Genomic DNA, 16,240 nt, shown 5'->3' with positions numbered 1-16,240 from the left:
TTTTAAAAAATGTGAATGATGTGAACAAGCTGTGAATGGTTTTTGAAAAATGGTTCACAAGAATTCATATTTAAAATTAATGCTTTATGAGCATTTTCAAAAAATGTGAATGATGTGAATGATTTTTGTGATTTTTCTCGTGTGAGAGAAATTAGTTTTTTATGGGTTTTAAGTGCTGAGAGAACAGAAAATAAAATTTCTTCTACACGCGCGCGCGCATGCAAATGGTTCACATCATTCACAAGGACATTATTTTCTATTAATTTCAATGGTTTGGCGTGTGAACCATTGTGCTTAAATGGTTCACGTAACGGTTCACATGGTTCACATGGCATGCTTATTTTAGTTGTTGCCATAGCCCAAAACCTCTGGAGTACCATCGAGACTATCTTGAAATTCTTCAACTTGCAACCCCAGCCAATTCTGTTCTTTTTCCCCATCTGGCTTTACTCCAATTATGATGATTTTATTCTGGCCACTCTTCTTTAAGCCCTTCCAATGCTTAGCTTTTTCACTCGGTATGAAGCCATGTTTCCGGCCTTCACCTATAAACCGTTTCATACTGATTGGATGTTCACCTGTCTTTTTCGTCCACTGGATGAATGCCTGGTACAACTGTTCAGACTTACATGAAACAAACGGATACTTCGTTTCCCCATTTTTCCAGTCCGTATAAAACGTATCAAAGCCAGGTCTTGAATAATCGATCAATGCTTTTTTGGCCATAGTCATTGGTGGCTTGGTATGCCCATTGAAGTCACTAAGATCCATACCCATGAGAACCGTAAAAAATGCTCGAATACCTTCAGAGTTTATTTCCTGCATAACTGCTTCATACAATTTCCCCTCCAATGGTTTCGTTGGGTTGAGCACAAGGAAACGACGGTCTTTTTCTTCGATTGGCAAAGGCTGAGTATTATTTGATAAAAACACCGTGTTTAAATGGTTGTCCATTTCCCAACCACTGACGAACTTTTTACTGACGTATAGTGACTCCCCAGTGATCAAGTGTTTGATCATTCCCATCACGTTATGCTTTTTCTTGTTATCAACAATTTCTTCAAATACTCCAAAAAGTTTATTTTCAATCCATTCGTTATAGTTGGAGTCCAGCTGCTGCTGACCAACAGTTGTATGGTAATCACCATAGATCTTTTTGAATATTTTTCCGAATAGCAAAGATTTACCAGCACCTTGAGTATCACCATGCATCAGGACACAAGTAGCCATTTTCCCACCCATGTTTTGCAATGGATAAGCAAGCCATCTAAGTAAAAACATTACAGCTTCTTTTTCCTGACTGCATAGATGATGAATCAGCTGAATAATGCCAGGGCACATTTTTGCCGCTTCCTGAATAGGTAATTGTTCACCTGCAGCATTACGCAATACATCCAACGGCAGGCCATTAAACATATTGATATAATTTTCGTCTAAATCATGCGAGCAGGTCGGATCAAAAATCAGGTTACGATGATAGATCTGTTTCCGCGCTGGAGACTTGAACCACAAATCATAAATATTTGGATAAGCCTCTTTAATCGCCTTATTAAGCCAGCGTTCACGACGATTAATATTCCAAGATTCTTGTGTACCTGCCAAAATGACAAAGTTATCTAAAAGTTCTTGAATCGTTGCAGCATTTGCTTCATCCATGTGATTACGAAATACATCCTGTGAAATCACCTGGCGTTTAGCCGACCATAATTTGAAATATTTCTGGCTGATCAGAGCAATAAAAGCAGTCTTTTTCATGACAGTATGCTGTTCGTTGTCCCAGATCTCAGTCTTTCCCTCTACCAGAAAATAGCGGTTCAAATATCCCTGAAGCAGCACTTCATTAATATCAGGTTTTTGCTTAGGTTCAGCAGGAGCATCATTTTCTAACGAAATATTCCCCCCACCCCCGTCAAAAACAGCATTACTTTCATTTTCAACCAATGTTTGCCCCTGAAAATTGTGGGCTTCATTTATTGGGGGTTCGGGGGAAAACTGCAAAGAAGAAATAGCAGAATGGATCTGTCTGCTAACCTCTTCCAATCCACAAACAACATGCAAATCGTTGAAGTCTGTATAGACCTTAGAATTCATGCCATAGACTCCTGCATTTGCTTAAAATCGGGCAATACAATGATGCCCCCAGTAATATCAACTGCCCTTTGGGCATACGTTTGACCTGTACTTTGCTTGGCTGAGTCATCATCAGCACAATATACAAAGGTGGCATTCGGATATTTATTTTTGAGTGCTGCACCGACTTTTGGCAGGTTATTGGCCACAAATGCCAAGGCAACTGGATAGCCTGTTGCCATATGAATGGACATGCCTGTGGCATAACCCTCAGCGATGCAAATGAAATGTGTATCGTACAGATCTGGCTGGACCTCACCGATCATGAAGAAACAGCCACCCGTCCGACCACCTTCATCTGTAATGAAGTACTTTTGGCCATCTGGAGTAATGGTCTGAACATTCCACATTTTTCCATTTTCATCATAGGCTGGAATTAACAGGTTCCCGTCATGAGTAATCTTGATATTTGGGTCTTTATGAACCTGCTTTTCTTTTAAATACAAGCTGAAGTCACCCAGATAAGCACCACGCCACATTCCTTCCGCTTTACGGGCAATCTGCTCTTGCATTTTGCGCTCACGTTCCAGCTGCTCTTTCTCACGTAATTCCCTTTCTTTACGCCAGCGCGCCCGGTCTTCATCCGTGATGGTAGAAGTAGCATCAAGGCCGACAATAGCTGCAACCTCTGACAATGCTTCTGGAAAAGATAAGCCAGTGACTTTCTGGATCAGACTGATGCCGTCACCAGCTCCGCATTGCTGACAGATATAATCCCCATTGCCATTTTTGTCGTCATAACGGAAGCGATCGCTGCCACCGCATGCTGGACATGGCGTTTTTTTCTTGAAACGAACGTCAATATTAAATCTAGGAAAAATAGTATCGGCCCACATTCCCGATGCTCTTGCCTTAACATCCCCAATTTGAAAGGTAGGTTTAGTCATTTCGCCCCCTGATCAACTTGATATTGATTTTTCACCATGGCCAAAATCGTTGTTGCTACACGTACCAGATCTAAAACTTCCTTCTGGATTTCAGTTTTTTCATCCAGAGTGATCAAACCGTCCGAAACTGCAGTAGCAATAGAATGGGCCAACTGCCCTTGCTCCTGAGCCAATTCACCCAATTTATTGATATAACTTGCCTGATCCAGATTCTTATTCACCTCTGGAAGTTCAAACCATCCGGCATTGCCATGAATGGCACAGATGCTGTCCATAATCCCACGGTCTTGAGTTTCAGCCAGTACAGCTTCCAGGTGATGGATGTTCGCTTTATGAGTCGTCGTTGTCGGACACAGAGAATTTCTGAAGGTCGTTAAATTCCAGCAATTCTTCTCAGCAATCTGTGAAATCAACGACTGATCACCGTCACTATAAACCGCTGCACGTAGCGCCATTGAAAGCGATAAAACTTTATTATTCTTATTAATCATGATTTTAACCCCGTTAAATAATCATATTCATTCATTTAAAAATCACCTACGCTGTGCCTAAGTCATATAACCAAGAGATAAAAGCGTGCTTAGAAAAATCACCATTAGAAGCAATAACCAAAGCATCAATCATTTCTGGTCGGGGAATCTTTTTCTTGTAAATCAAATGCCTTTTGATGTAGTTAGGAGTCGTACCAGATTTGCTTGCAAACTCAGCCAGACGTTCATCAGACATTTGCAGTACATATTCATTAAAATTGAAATCAACTTTCATGATGTTAAATCACCCAAAAGGTTATTTATTTATTTGCATTATTAAATTTTTAATTATTTAAAGTCAACACCTAAAAGGTGATTTGATTGAATGAAGAGTGATTTTTTTTCATGTGATTATGCCTGATAATCACCGCATAGCAATAAGTAAAAGTCTTCAGGAGCTTGATGAGCCCTGTAATAGACGGAGGAACACCAGCCTCATTATTTGGTGTATAGGTATTCAGAATGCATATGACAGTTTACGAAACCCGCAAGGACAATTTACTCAAAATGCTTGAGTTCTACGAAAGCCGCAGAGCTTTCTGTGAGAAATTAGGTGTTGAATACAATCACTTAAATCAGTATTTGGGTAAAAACAGCAAAAAGAATATTGGTGACAAATTTGCTGAAAAAATTACCAGTGCACATAACCTTCCTCTGGGATGGCTTGATCACCCACAAGATATACCTACGATTAAAAATATTGTCGGATCGCAGCAAACGACAAGCGTTGTCGCGGTAGATGAAAAAAATAAAAACAAATCAACTAATCACCCTAGATTTGATGAAAGCTCTGTGCTTAGAATAGTCCCACTTAAAAACATTTTAAAAATGTCCAAAGGTGAAGAGTTGGCAGTAATAGATAATATAGAAGTAGTAAAGGACGTTAATATTCCAGCGGGTATTCATAATCCAATTGCGTATTTAATACGCGGCACGGGGTTTTCAAAGCCGTATCGAAATGGTTATGCGGTTGTTTGTGAGTTTTCAGGAACACCTGTTCCGGGAGAAGAAGTCTTAGTATTTTGCAAAGATGATTCGATCTATGCTGGTGAGTTCTTACGTGAAGAAGATATCTTAATCAGCATTGATTCAGTCGATGGATCTAATGACCGCATTCTTAAAGAACACATTGCACGCATTTCACCAGTGAAAATGTTTATATCCCCGAGCCAAATTAAGTAATCTCTTTAATTTTAAAAGGTGGCACATGCCACCTTTTTTTATGTCCAAAAATTTACCCTCGCGTCATTTATATCAAAAACTATTCTTTTGTACATTTAATTTACTTAATAAAATCACCTTAAATTAAATTTAATCAACCAATAGGTCTTGACAAAGTTGATTTTAAAAATTAATAATTCACCTATCAAATAACCTATCAGGTGATTTTAAGCATGAATAAATCAACTTTAGACAAAATTGTCATCAACCGCCTTCAAGCCGAAGACTTCGCTCAACCTGCAAAGCAGCCGATCCATGTCCGTATCTGGAGAAAGTTATGTGCCGCGAAAACAGCTTAAATCAAATCAATGCAGCTATTGAGCAGCTTAAAGCTGCTACTGCTGCAAGTACATTGGTAAATGCACAAAACCAAGCGCTTTCATTTATCCAAGCTGCTTTCGAAGCCGATGAACTTAACCAGGCAGAAAAGCAGACTTTAGAAAAAAAGGTACGTCGTATCTACCGCAATCAACTTATCGAGGAGTCTGCATGACAAATCATCCATGCCAGGACAAATGTTCAGACTTCACCGATGAACATTGTCGTAACTGCTTAATCCAAATTGAAGCCCGTGAATTTGAATTGGGTGTAGCGCCAGAAGAAGCATACATCAAGTCAGTGGATTCACATTTTGAAGCTGCAATGCAATCTATCCGGGAGATCCCATGAACGAGTTCACCCCAGGACATTTTTTCGCTTTGTTAGGTGTTGCACTGCCTTTGATTATTGGCGCTGTAACTGTAGCTGTTGTTTTCTTTAAAGCTTACAAATTCCAGAAAGAGCTTAAAACGCAATCGGATGAGCTCTTCAAAAAACTGGAGGATCACGAATGCTAGAAATTACCGATCTTCATCATGAAGTGCACCTGATCAATTTAAGCAACCTGAACAATGTGGTCTTCCGCAATAAATCAGGTACTCACATCATTTCTTTCCATATGCGTGACCATCACGCGGTACCGATCACTGTGGATCGCGTGACTGCTGAACGTGTCAAAAACGAATTGAAGGTGATGAAATGAAAAATACACCTGCTGTTCTACCGACCTATACGTTGCTGGTACTTCGCTATATGTCACCTACTGTTGCACTTGAGACAGTAGTAAAAGACTTCTTTCCTCAAATGAGTCTGGTTATTGCCAAACGTAAAGCTGTCATTCAAGAACTCCCTTTTCCTGTTTTACGTATGGGTGAAGGTTCTAAAGCTGCATGGATGGTCAATTTAGCCGATCTTGCTGTGTACATTGACCAGCAAACTGCACTGGCTCAACACGATCATAAAGCAATGAATGGAGGTCAGTATGCGCACTAACCTGGACCATAAAGTATTCAGAAAAAAAGAAGAAGCCAGAAGACTTGATATCCAGGTGCGCTGGTTTCTGAGAAAGCAAAAAATGGTACAGCCTGAGCAGATTCCGCCTGGACAGTCTGGGTACCTCAAACACTGTGAAGAAAACAAGATCACGCCTTATCAGTCCACTTTTAGTGAGCAGATGACTGCTTCAGTTCAGGAATCTTTTGACAGCAAAGGTAAAAAGCTTGGATCCAAGCCACGTAAAGCCAAAACTGTTTTACGTGAACGAATTGAAGATATTAAAAATGAAGATGAACGCCTGCTTTATAACCGTCAAACACGTAAACAAGCATGGCAGGAAGGTAAAAAAACATTTATTGGCTTATGCCCTGTGCATGGCGAACACATATTCGCGATCAGAATGGAAGGTTCTAATCATCGCTGCAGTAAATGCATTTTAGAGTCCCGTGAAAAACAAAAAGAGCTTTTAAAGCAGGAGGCTGTATGACCAGAAAATTAATGGTTGACTGTGAAACTTTAGATATTGGTGAACGTCCTGTTCTACTTAGTATCGGGGCTGTAGTTTTCGATGAAAATGGAATTTATGAATACTTCCAAGCTGACATTGATATTGAAAGCTCGAAGGAATTTGGATTTACGGTAAGCCAGTCAACCTTGGACTGGTGGGATCAACAAGATCCAATTGCCAGAAATATGGCATTTTCCGGTAAAGAACGAGTCGATATCGTTTTACAGAAATTAGTGGCTTTCTATAAGAATCATGGCTGTTCAGAAATCTGGAGCAAAGGTGCATTAGCCGATATCCGCTGGATTAATAATGCATTAGATCATTTCGGCATGGAACGGCCCTGGAAGCACTATAAAGAATTTTGCTTTAGAACTTTGCTGAAATCAGCACCAAAGTTTGAAATCCCATTCGCAGGTGTTCCCCACAATGCTTTGGATGATGCGATCCACCAGGCTAAGCAATTTATTCAACTCAAAAAAACTCAAACCAATCAGATGCAAATACTGATTGACCAAGGTCAACGTTTTAATGAAATGGCTCAAAAAGTAGCAGATTTGGAATTTCAACTTTTACAACATAAGGAAGCTACATATGAAGCTTGAACATGCACAAGAAACTCTTTTAACCCTTAGTCCTTTACAACTTAGCCAAGAATTCAACCGTGATGAACTGGTAGATCTGAAGGATCAGCTCAAAGCAAAACGTGCCAGCCTGATCGAATCAAAAGAAAAATGTACCAATGGCAATAGCATCGCTTTGTTTAATGTGCATCTGAGTGAAGTAAATGCAATGCTGACTCGGGTGAACCAGACCATCACATTGCTAGATCAGGATGCCAAGATCATGAAGAAAAATAACCAAGCTACGCAAGACCTGGCTTTACGTTTTTTCAAGGTCGCTCAAAAAGAACTGGATACAACGACTTTCAATAAACTTAAAGAAAAGGCGATGGTGGTGTGATGGACCTTCAGAAAGAAAGAGAAGCTTTTGAAAAGTGGGCTGAAAATAATGGATATCACATAGAGAAGAAGGATGGGAATTACGTAGTTACGAGCACAATACATTGTTGGTTGGCATGGCAAGCCAAAGCTCAAGCGGTGCCGGAAGCAACAAGTGTTGGCGATGAATTGCAATCATGGGTGGCAGTAAATTCTTTCGCCGCTTCGGATGCTGTTGGTGACTTCCCTATTATTGATGCAAACGCATTAGCTGAAGTAATTGAAAAATTAACAGGAGCCAACCAATGACTCACGTTGAAATGCTCCAAGACCCCAATTTTAAACGCCAGCTGGAAAGCAAAATTGTGGCTCATATCAATAATGAATTTTCTAAACGTGGTCTTGAATTACCACTACCAAAGTTCAGAAACAATATAGCCACCTACGATGATCCAAATGTGGCCAAACTTGCAACCCGATGTCGTGCTGGTGCAATAATGCTAGCTCAATTACTGGATGAGAAGATGAAGATCAAAGAAGAACCTCACCAAATAAAAAAAGCCTCTAAATAGAGGCTTTTTTTATAAAAGAAACTAATGGTTAAGCTGCTTTTACTTGATCTTTGGTTGCGACTAACTCACGCTTATCACCAGTTAAAACTCCACGCATAGAGCCCATTTGGTTAGCTGCTGTAGTGATACATTCACCAAGCAAACGTGAGATTTCCCTTTGATTATTTTTATATTCAGTTTTATTTAAATTAATAATAGTCATATTGCACACCTTAAACGCTGAAATTATTTAAAACGTAGAGCAAGCCAACGCTTACCTTCTAGCTTTACCTCTAGACCCACATCTTCAAGCTTTTCCTGCGTATGCTGGATAGCCTCATGAAGCTGATTAAGAAAGTCTAGTGAAACATCTGTACGTGCATAGATCTTAGTGGAACCACCAACTGAATCCGATGTAGCTGTAAGAAATTCATCTACAATAAACTTCAGCACATCCACGCAAGCCTTATCATATTCTTTATCGTCTTTAGCTTCAATAGTGGGGCTATAGTAAATATCCATGATCTTGATAGTCTTTACTCGGGCTCGACGAGAATAAATAACCTCTACTAAAGCATCTACAGAACCATCTTCATCAATATCTACACCGACAAAAGTATTAAGATTTTCCCGATCTGAATACTGACCAAATAATTGACCTTGCTCAACAAAATCAAATAGTTGCTCTGTCAATTCCATTGAGTCATCCGACAAACCACTTAACGTATTTGCGCTATCAATCCAATATTTTCGTACAACATGCAAAGCGTTTAAATCAAAATTAATAATCTTCACTGTAAAATAAAACCCCATTCAAAAACTAACGAAATAATACAAACATTATTATCAGAACAACAATTATAAAATCAAATGAAATAATAAATTTTATATTTCACTTTCATCTTTAATTAATCTTTAAGATATCAATTTTCAGAATTGCATCCTTATAATTCAAAAGATTCTTTCGAATAATGTTCAGGTTCACATATCGTTTGAGGCTGTTCCAGTCATCATGTAGCGTATATTGCTGAATCTGAGGAATAGTCAGCCCCTGCTCTGCCAGACGTGTAGCAGCCTCATGGCGTAGGTCATGAAAACGTAGGTCATCAATACCCGCCTGTTTCTTAATTTTCTGCCACTGCTTTGCAATATTATTTTCATGACATGGAATCAGTACTGAGTCATCACCACCACGTTTAAGCATACGATTACGGATCTCTGGCTGCAGCAGCAGGTCAATAATTTCTAATGCCTGGTCTGACACCACAAACCATTTATCATTGTTCTTTTTGGTCGGATGCTTCACTGCCTCCAGATACCATTTTTTGTGATCACGATCAAAATTCTCAATTTTTAAACGTGATAACTCCCCCAAACGTCTACCTGTATAAATATCAAGCCACATGATCAGATGAATTGGCACACTGGAATGATTACGCAGATGAAAGTCGATATAGCCAAATGTGGTCAGATCTTGCAGTTCTTTAGATGTTGGCAAGCGGTCCCGTTCTTCAGATTCAGAAATGACACGGGATTTTCTTAAACCTTTAATGGCCTTTTCATATTCATTGAAATCAACTTCCACACCCCAAAGCAGTTCGGCATGATCCAGGACAGATTTGATGCACTGAAATTCAAATAAGATCGTACTGGGTTCTACCGGATCTAATTTATAACTTTCATTCGTATAACCATCTCTGCGACGTAAAGCATGATTTGCATAGTCAGTTCGCTTCAGATCCGCTAAGGACTTTTTAGAAATATCGAACTTTTTCAGCATCTCAAGAGTAAATGCTTTAGTACGGCCATAATCTGAAATTTCGGATTTATACCTGGTAATTGCATATGCTAATGGCATGGCTGCAGAGGCCATGGAACCCTTGCTGGTTGACAACAAGTGAGGATTCTTTTCTAATCTCTCCTCTTCTCTTCTTAGCCATGCTTTCGCTAAAGATTTCGATCCAAAAGTTTCTGTATCAAAGTATTCTATACCGTCACTTTTTCTGCGAATGTTAATGACCGCTTTATATCGGGTTCCTTTAGTTTTTGATTTTAACTCTGAGATATAGCCCATTTTTGCAACTATTTTTAAGTGACCGGAAAATGTGAGCAATTATAGTTGCAAGCGTAGCAAAAAGATTAGAAATGATTAGATAAAATTGTAAATGATTCAACCATTCACAGGTGCTTAAATGACTGATTTAAAACAAAACGTAGATATATCAAGGGTTCCACGTATATCCGTTGCACCTATGATGGACTGGACCACCAAAGATTATCGTTTCTTTGCACGTCTGTTTAATCCCAATATTATTCTCTATACCGAAATGGTAACGACAGGTGCCATCATTCATGGTGATGCCAAACGTCATCTGGACTTTAATCAGCAAGAACAGCCAGTTGTGTTACAGCTTGGTGGCTCTAATCCCAAAGACTTGGCCACCTGTAGTAAAATGGCACAGGATTGGGGGTATAATGAAGTCAACCTGAATGTCGGCTGCCCAAGTGACCGGGTACAAAACAATAAAATTGGAGCCTGCCTGATGGCGGAGCCTGATCTAGTCGCAGAATGTATTGGTGAGATGCGCAATGCCGTGGATATTCCGGTGACGGTGAAACATCGTATCGGGATTGATGATATGCAGTCTTATGAAGAGATGCTGCATTTTGTCGATACCGTAGCGAAGACGGGTTGTAATAATTTTATCGTGCATGCCCGAATTGCCCTGTTACAAGGCCTATCTCCGAAGGAAAATCGTGAAGTTCCCCCATTACGTTATGAAGATGTTTACCGTTTAAAACAGGAACGTCCTGAGCTGCTGATTGAAATCAATGGCGGGATCAAAACCTATGCGGAAACGGTTGAACACTTAAAACATGTGGATGGCGTGATGATTGGTCGCGAAGCCTATCACAATCCGTATTTACTGGCCGAGTTAGGCCAACTTTGGAATCTTGAAGCTCCTGATCGTTTTGAGATCATGCAACAAATGATGCCTTATATTGCCCAGCGTATGGCAGAAGGTGCACCACTTTCGATTATTAGCCGTCATATTCTGGGCTTGTTCCAGAACTTGCCAGGTGCGCGTAAATGGCGTCAGGCATTAAGCGGTGGTAATGCCAAAACCTTAAAAGATGTAGAAAATGCCTTGTTCAATATTCAGGAGGCGATCAAACGCACTGAAGACTACCTGCTCGAACAGCAAACCCAGAATCTTTAATTTAAAAAGCACCGTTTCCCCGGTGCTTTTTAAATTAAGGTTTTTTGACTAGAGAATTTATTGGGTATAAGCGGTAATATTTCCCACAGGAATGGGTTCTTCAACCCGCTGTGATGTTGTCCTGGATTCCCGCGTTGCAGCCTCAGTGATCTCATTGACCTTCTCGTTCCCAAAGCCTTCATCTTGTTCGAATTCTGCAGAAATCATAGCCAGTTCCTGCTGTAACTGCTGTTCATAACGCTGAATTTCAACTTCATCAATAAAGGCAAAAGCATCATCTTCCAGCTGCCAGCTATAACCCTGCTCCACCTTCTGGATAGAGACCTTAACTGGAAAAGATTGGCCCTGATACTGTATCTGGGAAATGGCCTGAAAATGATCACCAGAACGTTCCATGATTTTTACATCCATGACTTTTAACCGGTAATGGCGATAATCCAGACTGGAATTAAATTCACGTTGCATCTGAGACTGAATATTGCGCGACAGTTCATCAATAGAGACAAAGTAACTGCAGGAAAACAATAGCAAGGTCAGAAACAATAGACTTATTCTTTTCATACCACCCCCAGTGCTCAAATTAGTGAGGCTGGAAAATAAAAAAATTCTGATTCTTATAAGGTGATTTTATCTTTTTCAAACTGGGCACGAAATAGCCAAAAGTGTCTTTCAAGGTCAAAATACTTGGTTTTCTTTTGAACATTCAGTCAATTCTGCAGAAATAAAAAAGCCCTGACTATGCAGGGCTTTTTTATAAAATAACTTAGAAATCATCATCCTTAGAAGGATCATGATGTAGAGCATCATGAATGGCTTCAACCAGTTGCTGGGCAATTTCCTGTTTAGAAGCCTTTTCCAGATCACGTTTTTCCATATGATAGGACTCTGCAAAGAATACCGTCATGGCATTTTCATCTGAGGCAAAGCCAATATCTGCACGGGAAACGTCATTGCAGGCAATCATATCCAGTTTTTTAGCGACCAGTTTGCCAGCTGCATATTCTTCAATATTTCGTGTTTCTGCGGCAAAGCCAACCATAAATGGACGTTTTTCCTGTTGGGCAATGGTTGCAACGATATCCGGATTTTTGATCAGTGCGACATTCAGCTCATCACCGGCTTTTTTAATCTTATGCTCTGCCACTTGCGCTACGCGGTAATCCGCAACCGCAGCGGTCGCAATAAAAATGTCACAGCCCTGTTCTAGCATATGCAGACTTTCATCCAGCATTTTCACGGCTGAGCTGACATTTTTACGTTTAACGCCATTTGGTGTATCCAGCGTCACTGGTCCTGCAATCAAAGTTACATCTGCACCAGCGGCATAACAGGCTGCAGCCAAGGCAAAACCCATTTTCCCGGTACTGTGATTGGAAATATAACGAACCGGGTCAATCGCTTCACGCGTTGGACCTGCGGTAATCGTGACGCGCTTACCTGCAAGCTGACCAAATTTTTCTGCAATCGCTCGTTGCGCCTTATGGAAATACTCGGTTACCTGACGTGCCAGATCTTCCGGTTCCGGCATACGGCCTAAACCTACATCGCCACAGGCCTGTGAACCTGCATCCGGCATAATCACATGCACGCCATCTTCAATCAAAGTGGCCAAGTTACGTTGCGTCGGCTTGGCTGCCCACATCTGCTGATTCATCGCTGGTGCTACCCAAACCGGTGCGTTGGTCGCCAGATAAAGTGTACTGAGCAAATCATCGGCCAGACCGGCAGCGAATTTGGCCAAAGTATCGCAGCTTGCTGGGGCGACCAGTAACAGGTCCGCCCAGCGTGCCAGTTCAATATGCCCCATGCCTGCTTCAGCTTCTGGATCCAGTAATTCAGTATGGACAGGATTACCCGACAGTGCCTGGAACGTCAGCGGCGTGATAAAGGCCTGTGCGCCTTGAGTCATGACCACACGAACATTAAAACCGGCATCTTTCAGACGACGGACCAGAATTGCACTTTTATAGGCAGCAATACCGCCTGTCACAGCTAAAATAATATTTTTATGAGGAATTACACTTACGTCGAAGCTCACAAACAGGCTACCTTTCTGTTGCAGTGGCGCTCACAATAGCATTAAATAAGATCATGCCCAAGAGACCTTCTTGTGTGAAAAACAATAATTAATAATAAATAAGTCTAATAAATATGCAATTTTCGATTAAACACTGGCCTGAACAGGAACGTCCACGCGAACGCCTGTTACAGTCAGGCCCACAAAGCCTCTCTGATGCCGAATTGCTGGCAATTTTCCTGCGCTCAGGTTCCCAGCGGCATTCCGCAGTGGAACTGGCTCGACTTCTGATTCAGCATTTTGGTCATTTAAGTACTCTTTTGGATGCCCCACTGCAAGAGATCAGCCAGTTTCACGGGATGGGTGTCAGTAAATTCACCCAGCTGATGGCTGTTAAGGAACTGGGACGGCGCTATATTGCCGAGCACCTTCGCCAAGATGCATGGGAACTGAATCATTCCCGCAAAATTATGGACTATCTGCGCTTTGAACTGCTGGGAGAAACTCAGGAAGTCTTTGCTGTACTCTGTCTGGATGCCGGGTTAAGAAAGATCAGCTTTAAGAAAATGTTTTATGGCTCGCTTAATTCATGTGAGATTTCGATTAATCAGTTACTACGCCATGCCATTCAGCAACAGGCAACATCGATTGTGATTGCCCATAATCATCCACTCGGTCAGCCTCGACCTTCCGCAGCAGATCTTGAACTCACCCAGCAGATTGCAAAGGCCTGTCACCTGGTCGAAATCTGCCTGATTGATCACTGTATCATTGCCCGGGAAGGCAGTTTTTCCTTTGCAGAACAGCAACTCATCAATACGGTAAAGCCCTGAACGATAGCACTTGACAAAGCAGGCACAACTCAACAAGATCATGAAAAAAATTGTGATGATTCCAATAAATGATCGTACGTGACCAACCTAGTATCTTTAAAGTATTATTTTCATGGCGGGGAACGATTTTACCTAAGGTACTGCCGCCTCTAGGCGTGGTCATGCTCATTTCTGCCATTATTGGCGGGCTATCCTATACCAATTATTTACATTTACCGGAATTACCCTTGGTCGGTTTTACCCTGATCGGAGTAGTACTGTCGATTTTCCTTGGTTTCAAGAACTCTGCCGCCTATGAGCGCTGGTGGGAAGCGCGTAAGCTCTGGGGGATCCTGATTGCCAATGCACGTCATTTTGACCGAGACTGCCGTATGTTGACGCAGGCACGCCGTGAGCGGGTCATCCAGCATGTAATTGTCTTTGCCAATGTACTGCGCGATCGTTTGCGGCATCAGACTGCCAATCCAACCGAACTGGTACAGACCAGTGGCATGAGTCCTCAAGCCCTGCAACAGCTCTATCAACAGGCCAATGCCCCACAGTACACCCTCAGTCTGATTCAATGGGAATTTATGCAAGCCCTGAAAGAAGGCGAAATTTCGGATATCATTTATGCGCAGATGAACCAGCATGTAGCTGAGTTGAGTATTGTACAGACAGGTTGTGATCGGATTGCCACCACCCCACTACCTTTCGCCTATTCAGTCTTGCTGAATCGTACCGTATATTTTTTCTGCTTTATGCTGCCATTTAGTCTGGGTTCAACCCTTGGAATGGTGACACCGCTGCTGGTCGGAATTTTGGCTTATACTTTCTTGGGACTGGATGCGCTCAGTTCAGAAATTGAAGAACCTTTTGGTACGCAAAGCAATGACTTACCCCTTGATTCAATGGTACGTACCATTGAAATTGAACTATTGGGTACTTTAGGCAAACCAACCCCACCACCTATTCAGGCCCAAGATCATAATCTATTATAAGAAATACGATTACAGCTAAACGCAGCTCATATATTCAATTCAAAATTAAAATAATGAAAACAATAAAAATAAGATCTCATGAATATCAAGCAACGGATTCATCGTTATACACCGCAACCGGTGACGCGTCTGGGTACAACTTTAGCAGCTTTACTGCTTTGTAGTGGGGTCGTGTTTGCATTTGGCTGTGTACTGGCCTGGCAAAATATTTTATTCACTGGATTAGAACAATACTGGATTTTACTGCTTCTCATCAGTTTCATACTGGTGTTCGGTCTAAGCTATGACCGGAAACAATATTTCAAATTTCCTTTTCTGATTCAGCAACACCTGATTGATTCGAAACTGGCTCAGGATATCCGTGAAAGAGCCTTACGCAGCTCAGATGCTACAATTATGGGCCAACGTCAGATTCACACGACCCGGCTACGCAAACAGCAGCAACTCCTATTAAAGATCAATGATCATGAAGCCCACAATGGTTTAATGTCGATCTGAATCAGCTGTTTAACACAGAATCGTATCTGGATATTCATGTTCAACCAAGTAATGCGCTCATCGGCCAGCAGGTTCTGGTCTATTACCTGAGGCGTACACGCTGGATTGTTCAACTGTATGCACATGATGGAGATCAGAATTTTCAGCATTTGCAGTACTATATCGCGACACCGCTCCGCGGACGGATTTACTTCGACCATATTCCCAGTCGACTCATGCTGGACTTACCGAGAATTGTACATATTCAGGCGAGTCGTGAAGATGACTCTCCAACTTATACGCTTAAGCTGAGTACCAATTATGGTAAGTACTATCGGGTGTCCTGCAAGGCAGTACATTTTGACAAGCTGGAACTGGCGCTCGCGAATTTGATCGATTTTCTACGCTATCGAGAATTCAAACATCATCCAGACATCCAGCAGGCGGTAATTTCCCGAAACCATCCTTTTCTTTATCGCAATTTACTGAACTATACGCTTATTGCAGCATTGTTACTGTTGGCAGCGACTACAGCAACTTGGCAACTGGCATTACTAAGCTTGGCTCTAGCCTGCCTTCTAGGCATAAAAATCCAGCAGCAAAAGCAGTCTCCATTTATTGAAGCCTGACGCC

At 41.4% G+C, this 16,240-nt stretch carries 27 protein-coding genes; 17 read left to right on the top strand and 10 right to left on the bottom strand.

Annotated features, from left to right (window positions below; genetic code table 11):
- Window positions 1-2 precede the first annotated feature (2 nt).
- From FSC11_RS02515 to FSC11_RS02495, 5 genes are read right to left on the bottom strand one after another with little or no spacing between them, the layout of a single operon-like run.
- Window positions 3-356: a hypothetical protein gene (locus tag FSC11_RS02515; RefSeq protein WP_163164942.1), complete on the bottom strand. Its 354-nt coding sequence runs from the start codon at window positions 354-356 to the stop codon at window positions 3-5.
- Window positions 343-2,091: a primase-helicase family protein gene (locus FSC11_RS02510; RefSeq protein ID WP_163164940.1), complete on the bottom strand. Its 1,749-nt coding sequence runs from the start codon at window positions 2,089-2,091 to the stop codon at window positions 343-345. The genes FSC11_RS02515 and FSC11_RS02510 overlap by 14 nt, the downstream gene beginning before the upstream one ends.
- A complete protein-coding gene (locus FSC11_RS02505; protein ID WP_163164938.1) occupies window positions 2,088-3,017 on the bottom strand; it encodes a primase-helicase zinc-binding domain-containing protein in 930 nt (309 codons plus the stop codon). The genes FSC11_RS02510 and FSC11_RS02505 overlap by 4 nt, the downstream gene beginning before the upstream one ends.
- Window positions 3,014-3,508, bottom strand: coding sequence for a phage regulatory CII family protein (locus FSC11_RS02500; protein ID WP_163164936.1), 495 nt, complete (start codon window positions 3,506-3,508; stop codon window positions 3,014-3,016). The genes FSC11_RS02505 and FSC11_RS02500 overlap by 4 nt, the downstream gene beginning before the upstream one ends.
- A gap of 46 nt (window positions 3,509-3,554) precedes the next feature.
- Window positions 3,555-3,782: a hypothetical protein gene (locus tag FSC11_RS02495; protein ID WP_163164934.1), complete on the bottom strand. Its 228-nt coding sequence runs from the start codon at window positions 3,780-3,782 to the stop codon at window positions 3,555-3,557.
- Window positions 3,783-4,009: 227 nt separating this feature from the next.
- Here FSC11_RS02495 and FSC11_RS02490 point away from each other — a divergent pair, with 227 nt between their 5' ends.
- From FSC11_RS02490 to FSC11_RS02440, 12 genes are all read left to right on the top strand, one after another.
- Entirely contained in the window at window positions 4,010-4,729 is a 720-nt protein-coding gene (locus FSC11_RS02490; protein ID WP_163164932.1) for a hypothetical protein, read from the top strand.
- A gap of 212 nt (window positions 4,730-4,941) precedes the next feature.
- Complete coding sequence (locus tag FSC11_RS16385; RefSeq protein WP_264821126.1) at window positions 4,942-5,067, top strand: hypothetical protein; 126 nt, start codon at window positions 4,942-4,944, stop codon at window positions 5,065-5,067.
- Complete coding sequence (locus FSC11_RS02485) at window positions 5,046-5,261, top strand: hypothetical protein (RefSeq protein ID WP_163164930.1); 216 nt, start codon at window positions 5,046-5,048, stop codon at window positions 5,259-5,261. Before FSC11_RS16385 ends, FSC11_RS02485 begins: the two co-directional genes overlap by 22 nt.
- Window positions 5,258-5,437, top strand: coding sequence for a hypothetical protein (locus FSC11_RS02480; protein ID WP_163164928.1), 180 nt, complete (start codon window positions 5,258-5,260; stop codon window positions 5,435-5,437). Before FSC11_RS02485 ends, FSC11_RS02480 begins: the two co-directional genes overlap by 4 nt.
- Window positions 5,434-5,604 carry a hypothetical protein gene (locus FSC11_RS02475; protein ID WP_163164926.1) on the top strand — a complete coding sequence of 57 codons (171 nt, stop codon included), beginning with the start codon at window positions 5,434-5,436 and terminating at the stop codon, window positions 5,602-5,604. Before FSC11_RS02480 ends, FSC11_RS02475 begins: the two co-directional genes overlap by 4 nt.
- Entirely contained in the window at window positions 5,598-5,789 is a 192-nt protein-coding gene (locus FSC11_RS02470; RefSeq protein ID WP_163164924.1) for a hypothetical protein, read from the top strand. Before FSC11_RS02475 ends, FSC11_RS02470 begins: the two co-directional genes overlap by 7 nt.
- Complete coding sequence (locus FSC11_RS02465; RefSeq protein ID WP_163164922.1) at window positions 5,786-6,079, top strand: pyocin activator PrtN family protein; 294 nt, start codon at window positions 5,786-5,788, stop codon at window positions 6,077-6,079. The genes FSC11_RS02470 and FSC11_RS02465 overlap by 4 nt, the downstream gene beginning before the upstream one ends.
- Window positions 6,069-6,569, top strand: coding sequence for a hypothetical protein (locus tag FSC11_RS02460; RefSeq protein ID WP_163164920.1), 501 nt, complete (start codon window positions 6,069-6,071; stop codon window positions 6,567-6,569). The genes FSC11_RS02465 and FSC11_RS02460 overlap by 11 nt, the downstream gene beginning before the upstream one ends.
- Window positions 6,566-7,192 carry a 3'-5' exonuclease gene (locus FSC11_RS02455; protein WP_163164918.1) on the top strand — a complete coding sequence of 209 codons (627 nt, stop codon included), beginning with the start codon at window positions 6,566-6,568 and terminating at the stop codon, window positions 7,190-7,192. Before FSC11_RS02460 ends, FSC11_RS02455 begins: the two co-directional genes overlap by 4 nt.
- Complete coding sequence (locus FSC11_RS02450; RefSeq protein ID WP_163164916.1) at window positions 7,182-7,550, top strand: hypothetical protein; 369 nt, start codon at window positions 7,182-7,184, stop codon at window positions 7,548-7,550. The genes FSC11_RS02455 and FSC11_RS02450 overlap by 11 nt, the downstream gene beginning before the upstream one ends.
- Window positions 7,550-7,837, top strand: coding sequence for a phiTE_015 family protein (locus FSC11_RS02445; RefSeq protein ID WP_205681850.1), 288 nt, complete (start codon window positions 7,550-7,552; stop codon window positions 7,835-7,837). Before FSC11_RS02450 ends, FSC11_RS02445 begins: the two co-directional genes overlap by 1 nt.
- Window positions 7,834-8,100, top strand: a complete 267-nt coding sequence (locus tag FSC11_RS02440) for a hypothetical protein (protein ID WP_163164911.1) — start codon at window positions 7,834-7,836, stop codon at window positions 8,098-8,100. The genes FSC11_RS02445 and FSC11_RS02440 overlap by 4 nt, the downstream gene beginning before the upstream one ends.
- A gap of 28 nt (window positions 8,101-8,128) precedes the next feature.
- Here FSC11_RS02440 and FSC11_RS02435 read toward each other — a convergent pair whose 3' ends face one another.
- The 3 genes from FSC11_RS02435 to FSC11_RS02425 all read right to left on the bottom strand — a co-directional run bounded on the left by FSC11_RS02435 (window position 8,129) and on the right by FSC11_RS02425 (window position 9,952).
- Window positions 8,129-8,302: a hypothetical protein gene (locus FSC11_RS02435; protein WP_163164908.1), complete on the bottom strand. Its 174-nt coding sequence runs from the start codon at window positions 8,300-8,302 to the stop codon at window positions 8,129-8,131.
- Window positions 8,303-8,325: 23 nt separating this feature from the next.
- Entirely contained in the window at window positions 8,326-8,874 is a 549-nt protein-coding gene (locus FSC11_RS02430) for a hypothetical protein (RefSeq protein ID WP_163164906.1), read from the bottom strand.
- Window positions 8,875-8,983: 109 nt separating this feature from the next.
- Entirely contained in the window at window positions 8,984-9,952 is a 969-nt protein-coding gene (locus FSC11_RS02425) for a tyrosine-type recombinase/integrase (protein ID WP_227591000.1), read from the bottom strand.
- 319 nt (window positions 9,953-10,271) lie between these two features.
- Between FSC11_RS02425 and dusA the strand changes: the two genes are divergently transcribed.
- Window positions 10,272-11,300 (top strand): tRNA dihydrouridine(20/20a) synthase DusA, encoded by a 1,029-nt coding sequence (gene dusA, locus FSC11_RS02420; RefSeq protein WP_163164902.1) that lies wholly within the window; start codon window positions 10,272-10,274, stop codon window positions 11,298-11,300.
- 57 nt (window positions 11,301-11,357) lie between these two features.
- Here dusA and FSC11_RS02415 read toward each other — a convergent pair whose 3' ends face one another.
- Complete coding sequence (locus tag FSC11_RS02415) at window positions 11,358-11,861, bottom strand: hypothetical protein (RefSeq protein ID WP_005223251.1); 504 nt, start codon at window positions 11,859-11,861, stop codon at window positions 11,358-11,360.
- Between the two features lie 202 nt (window positions 11,862-12,063).
- On the bottom strand, window positions 12,064-13,338 hold the full coding sequence (gene coaBC / locus FSC11_RS02410) for a bifunctional phosphopantothenoylcysteine decarboxylase/phosphopantothenate--cysteine ligase CoaBC (RefSeq protein ID WP_005223254.1): 1,275 nt from the start codon (window positions 13,336-13,338) through the stop codon (window positions 12,064-12,066).
- Window positions 13,339-13,451: 113 nt separating this feature from the next.
- Here coaBC and radC point away from each other — a divergent pair, with 113 nt between their 5' ends.
- The 4 genes from radC to FSC11_RS16225 all read left to right on the top strand — a co-directional run bounded on the left by radC (window position 13,452) and on the right by FSC11_RS16225 (window position 16,236).
- Entirely contained in the window at window positions 13,452-14,150 is a 699-nt protein-coding gene (gene radC / locus FSC11_RS02405; protein WP_163164900.1) for a RadC family protein, read from the top strand.
- Window positions 14,151-14,218: 68 nt separating this feature from the next.
- Entirely contained in the window at window positions 14,219-15,130 is a 912-nt protein-coding gene (locus FSC11_RS02400) for a bestrophin family protein (RefSeq protein WP_004816019.1), read from the top strand.
- A 78-nt stretch (window positions 15,131-15,208) separates the two neighbouring features.
- Complete coding sequence (locus tag FSC11_RS16230; RefSeq protein ID WP_227590999.1) at window positions 15,209-15,628, top strand: hypothetical protein; 420 nt, start codon at window positions 15,209-15,211, stop codon at window positions 15,626-15,628.
- A 149-nt stretch (window positions 15,629-15,777) separates the two neighbouring features.
- Entirely contained in the window at window positions 15,778-16,236 is a 459-nt protein-coding gene (locus tag FSC11_RS16225) for a hypothetical protein (RefSeq protein WP_227590998.1), read from the top strand.
- Window positions 16,237-16,240 lie beyond the last annotated feature (4 nt).

Source organism: Acinetobacter schindleri (assembly GCF_010918895.1).
Taxonomy (GTDB): Bacteria; Pseudomonadota; Gammaproteobacteria; order Pseudomonadales; family Moraxellaceae; genus Acinetobacter; species Acinetobacter schindleri.
This window is presented reverse-complemented; position numbering and strand designations above follow the sequence as displayed.

Bases quoted from the DNA above. Each gene is read 5' to 3' on its own strand.
- FSC11_RS16230 (WP_227590999.1), top strand. From the start codon at position 15,209: ATGAATATCAAGCAACGGATTCATCGTTATACACCGCAACCGGTGACG.
- FSC11_RS02425 (WP_227591000.1), bottom strand. From the start codon at position 9,952: ATGGCCTCTGCAGCCATGCCATTAGCATATGCAATTACCAGGTATAAA.
- FSC11_RS02470 (WP_163164924.1), top strand. From the start codon at position 5,598: ATGCTAGAAATTACCGATCTTCATCATGAAGTGCACCTGATCAATTTA.
- FSC11_RS02515 (WP_163164942.1), bottom strand. From the start codon at position 356: ATGGCAACAACTAAAATAAGCATGCCATGTGAACCATGTGAACCGTTA.
- FSC11_RS02450 (WP_163164916.1), top strand. From the start codon at position 7,182: ATGAAGCTTGAACATGCACAAGAAACTCTTTTAACCCTTAGTCCTTTA.
- FSC11_RS02435 (WP_163164908.1), bottom strand. From the start codon at position 8,302: ATGACTATTATTAATTTAAATAAAACTGAATATAAAAATAATCAAAGG.
- FSC11_RS02445 (WP_205681850.1), top strand. From the start codon at position 7,550: ATGGACCTTCAGAAAGAAAGAGAAGCTTTTGAAAAGTGGGCTGAAAAT.
- FSC11_RS02505 (WP_163164938.1), bottom strand. From the start codon at position 3,017: ATGACTAAACCTACCTTTCAAATTGGGGATGTTAAGGCAAGAGCATCG.
- FSC11_RS02400 (WP_004816019.1), top strand. From the start codon at position 14,219: ATGATCGTACGTGACCAACCTAGTATCTTTAAAGTATTATTTTCATGG.
- FSC11_RS02460 (WP_163164920.1), top strand. From the start codon at position 6,069: ATGCGCACTAACCTGGACCATAAAGTATTCAGAAAAAAAGAAGAAGCC.
- FSC11_RS02475 (WP_163164926.1), top strand. From the start codon at position 5,434: ATGAACGAGTTCACCCCAGGACATTTTTTCGCTTTGTTAGGTGTTGCA.
- FSC11_RS02465 (WP_163164922.1), top strand. From the start codon at position 5,786: ATGAAAAATACACCTGCTGTTCTACCGACCTATACGTTGCTGGTACTT.
- FSC11_RS02510 (WP_163164940.1), bottom strand. From the start codon at position 2,091: ATGAATTCTAAGGTCTATACAGACTTCAACGATTTGCATGTTGTTTGT.
- FSC11_RS16385 (WP_264821126.1), top strand. From the start codon at position 4,942: ATGAATAAATCAACTTTAGACAAAATTGTCATCAACCGCCTTCAAGCC.
- FSC11_RS02485 (WP_163164930.1), top strand. From the start codon at position 5,046: ATGTGCCGCGAAAACAGCTTAAATCAAATCAATGCAGCTATTGAGCAG.
- radC (WP_163164900.1), top strand. From the start codon at position 13,452: ATGCAATTTTCGATTAAACACTGGCCTGAACAGGAACGTCCACGCGAA.
- FSC11_RS02440 (WP_163164911.1), top strand. From the start codon at position 7,834: ATGACTCACGTTGAAATGCTCCAAGACCCCAATTTTAAACGCCAGCTG.
- dusA (WP_163164902.1), top strand. From the start codon at position 10,272: ATGACTGATTTAAAACAAAACGTAGATATATCAAGGGTTCCACGTATA.
- FSC11_RS02455 (WP_163164918.1), top strand. From the start codon at position 6,566: ATGACCAGAAAATTAATGGTTGACTGTGAAACTTTAGATATTGGTGAA.
- FSC11_RS02490 (WP_163164932.1), top strand. From the start codon at position 4,010: ATGCATATGACAGTTTACGAAACCCGCAAGGACAATTTACTCAAAATG.
- FSC11_RS02500 (WP_163164936.1), bottom strand. From the start codon at position 3,508: ATGATTAATAAGAATAATAAAGTTTTATCGCTTTCAATGGCGCTACGT.
- FSC11_RS02495 (WP_163164934.1), bottom strand. From the start codon at position 3,782: ATGAAAGTTGATTTCAATTTTAATGAATATGTACTGCAAATGTCTGAT.
- FSC11_RS02480 (WP_163164928.1), top strand. From the start codon at position 5,258: ATGACAAATCATCCATGCCAGGACAAATGTTCAGACTTCACCGATGAA.
- FSC11_RS02415 (WP_005223251.1), bottom strand. From the start codon at position 11,861: ATGAAAAGAATAAGTCTATTGTTTCTGACCTTGCTATTGTTTTCCTGC.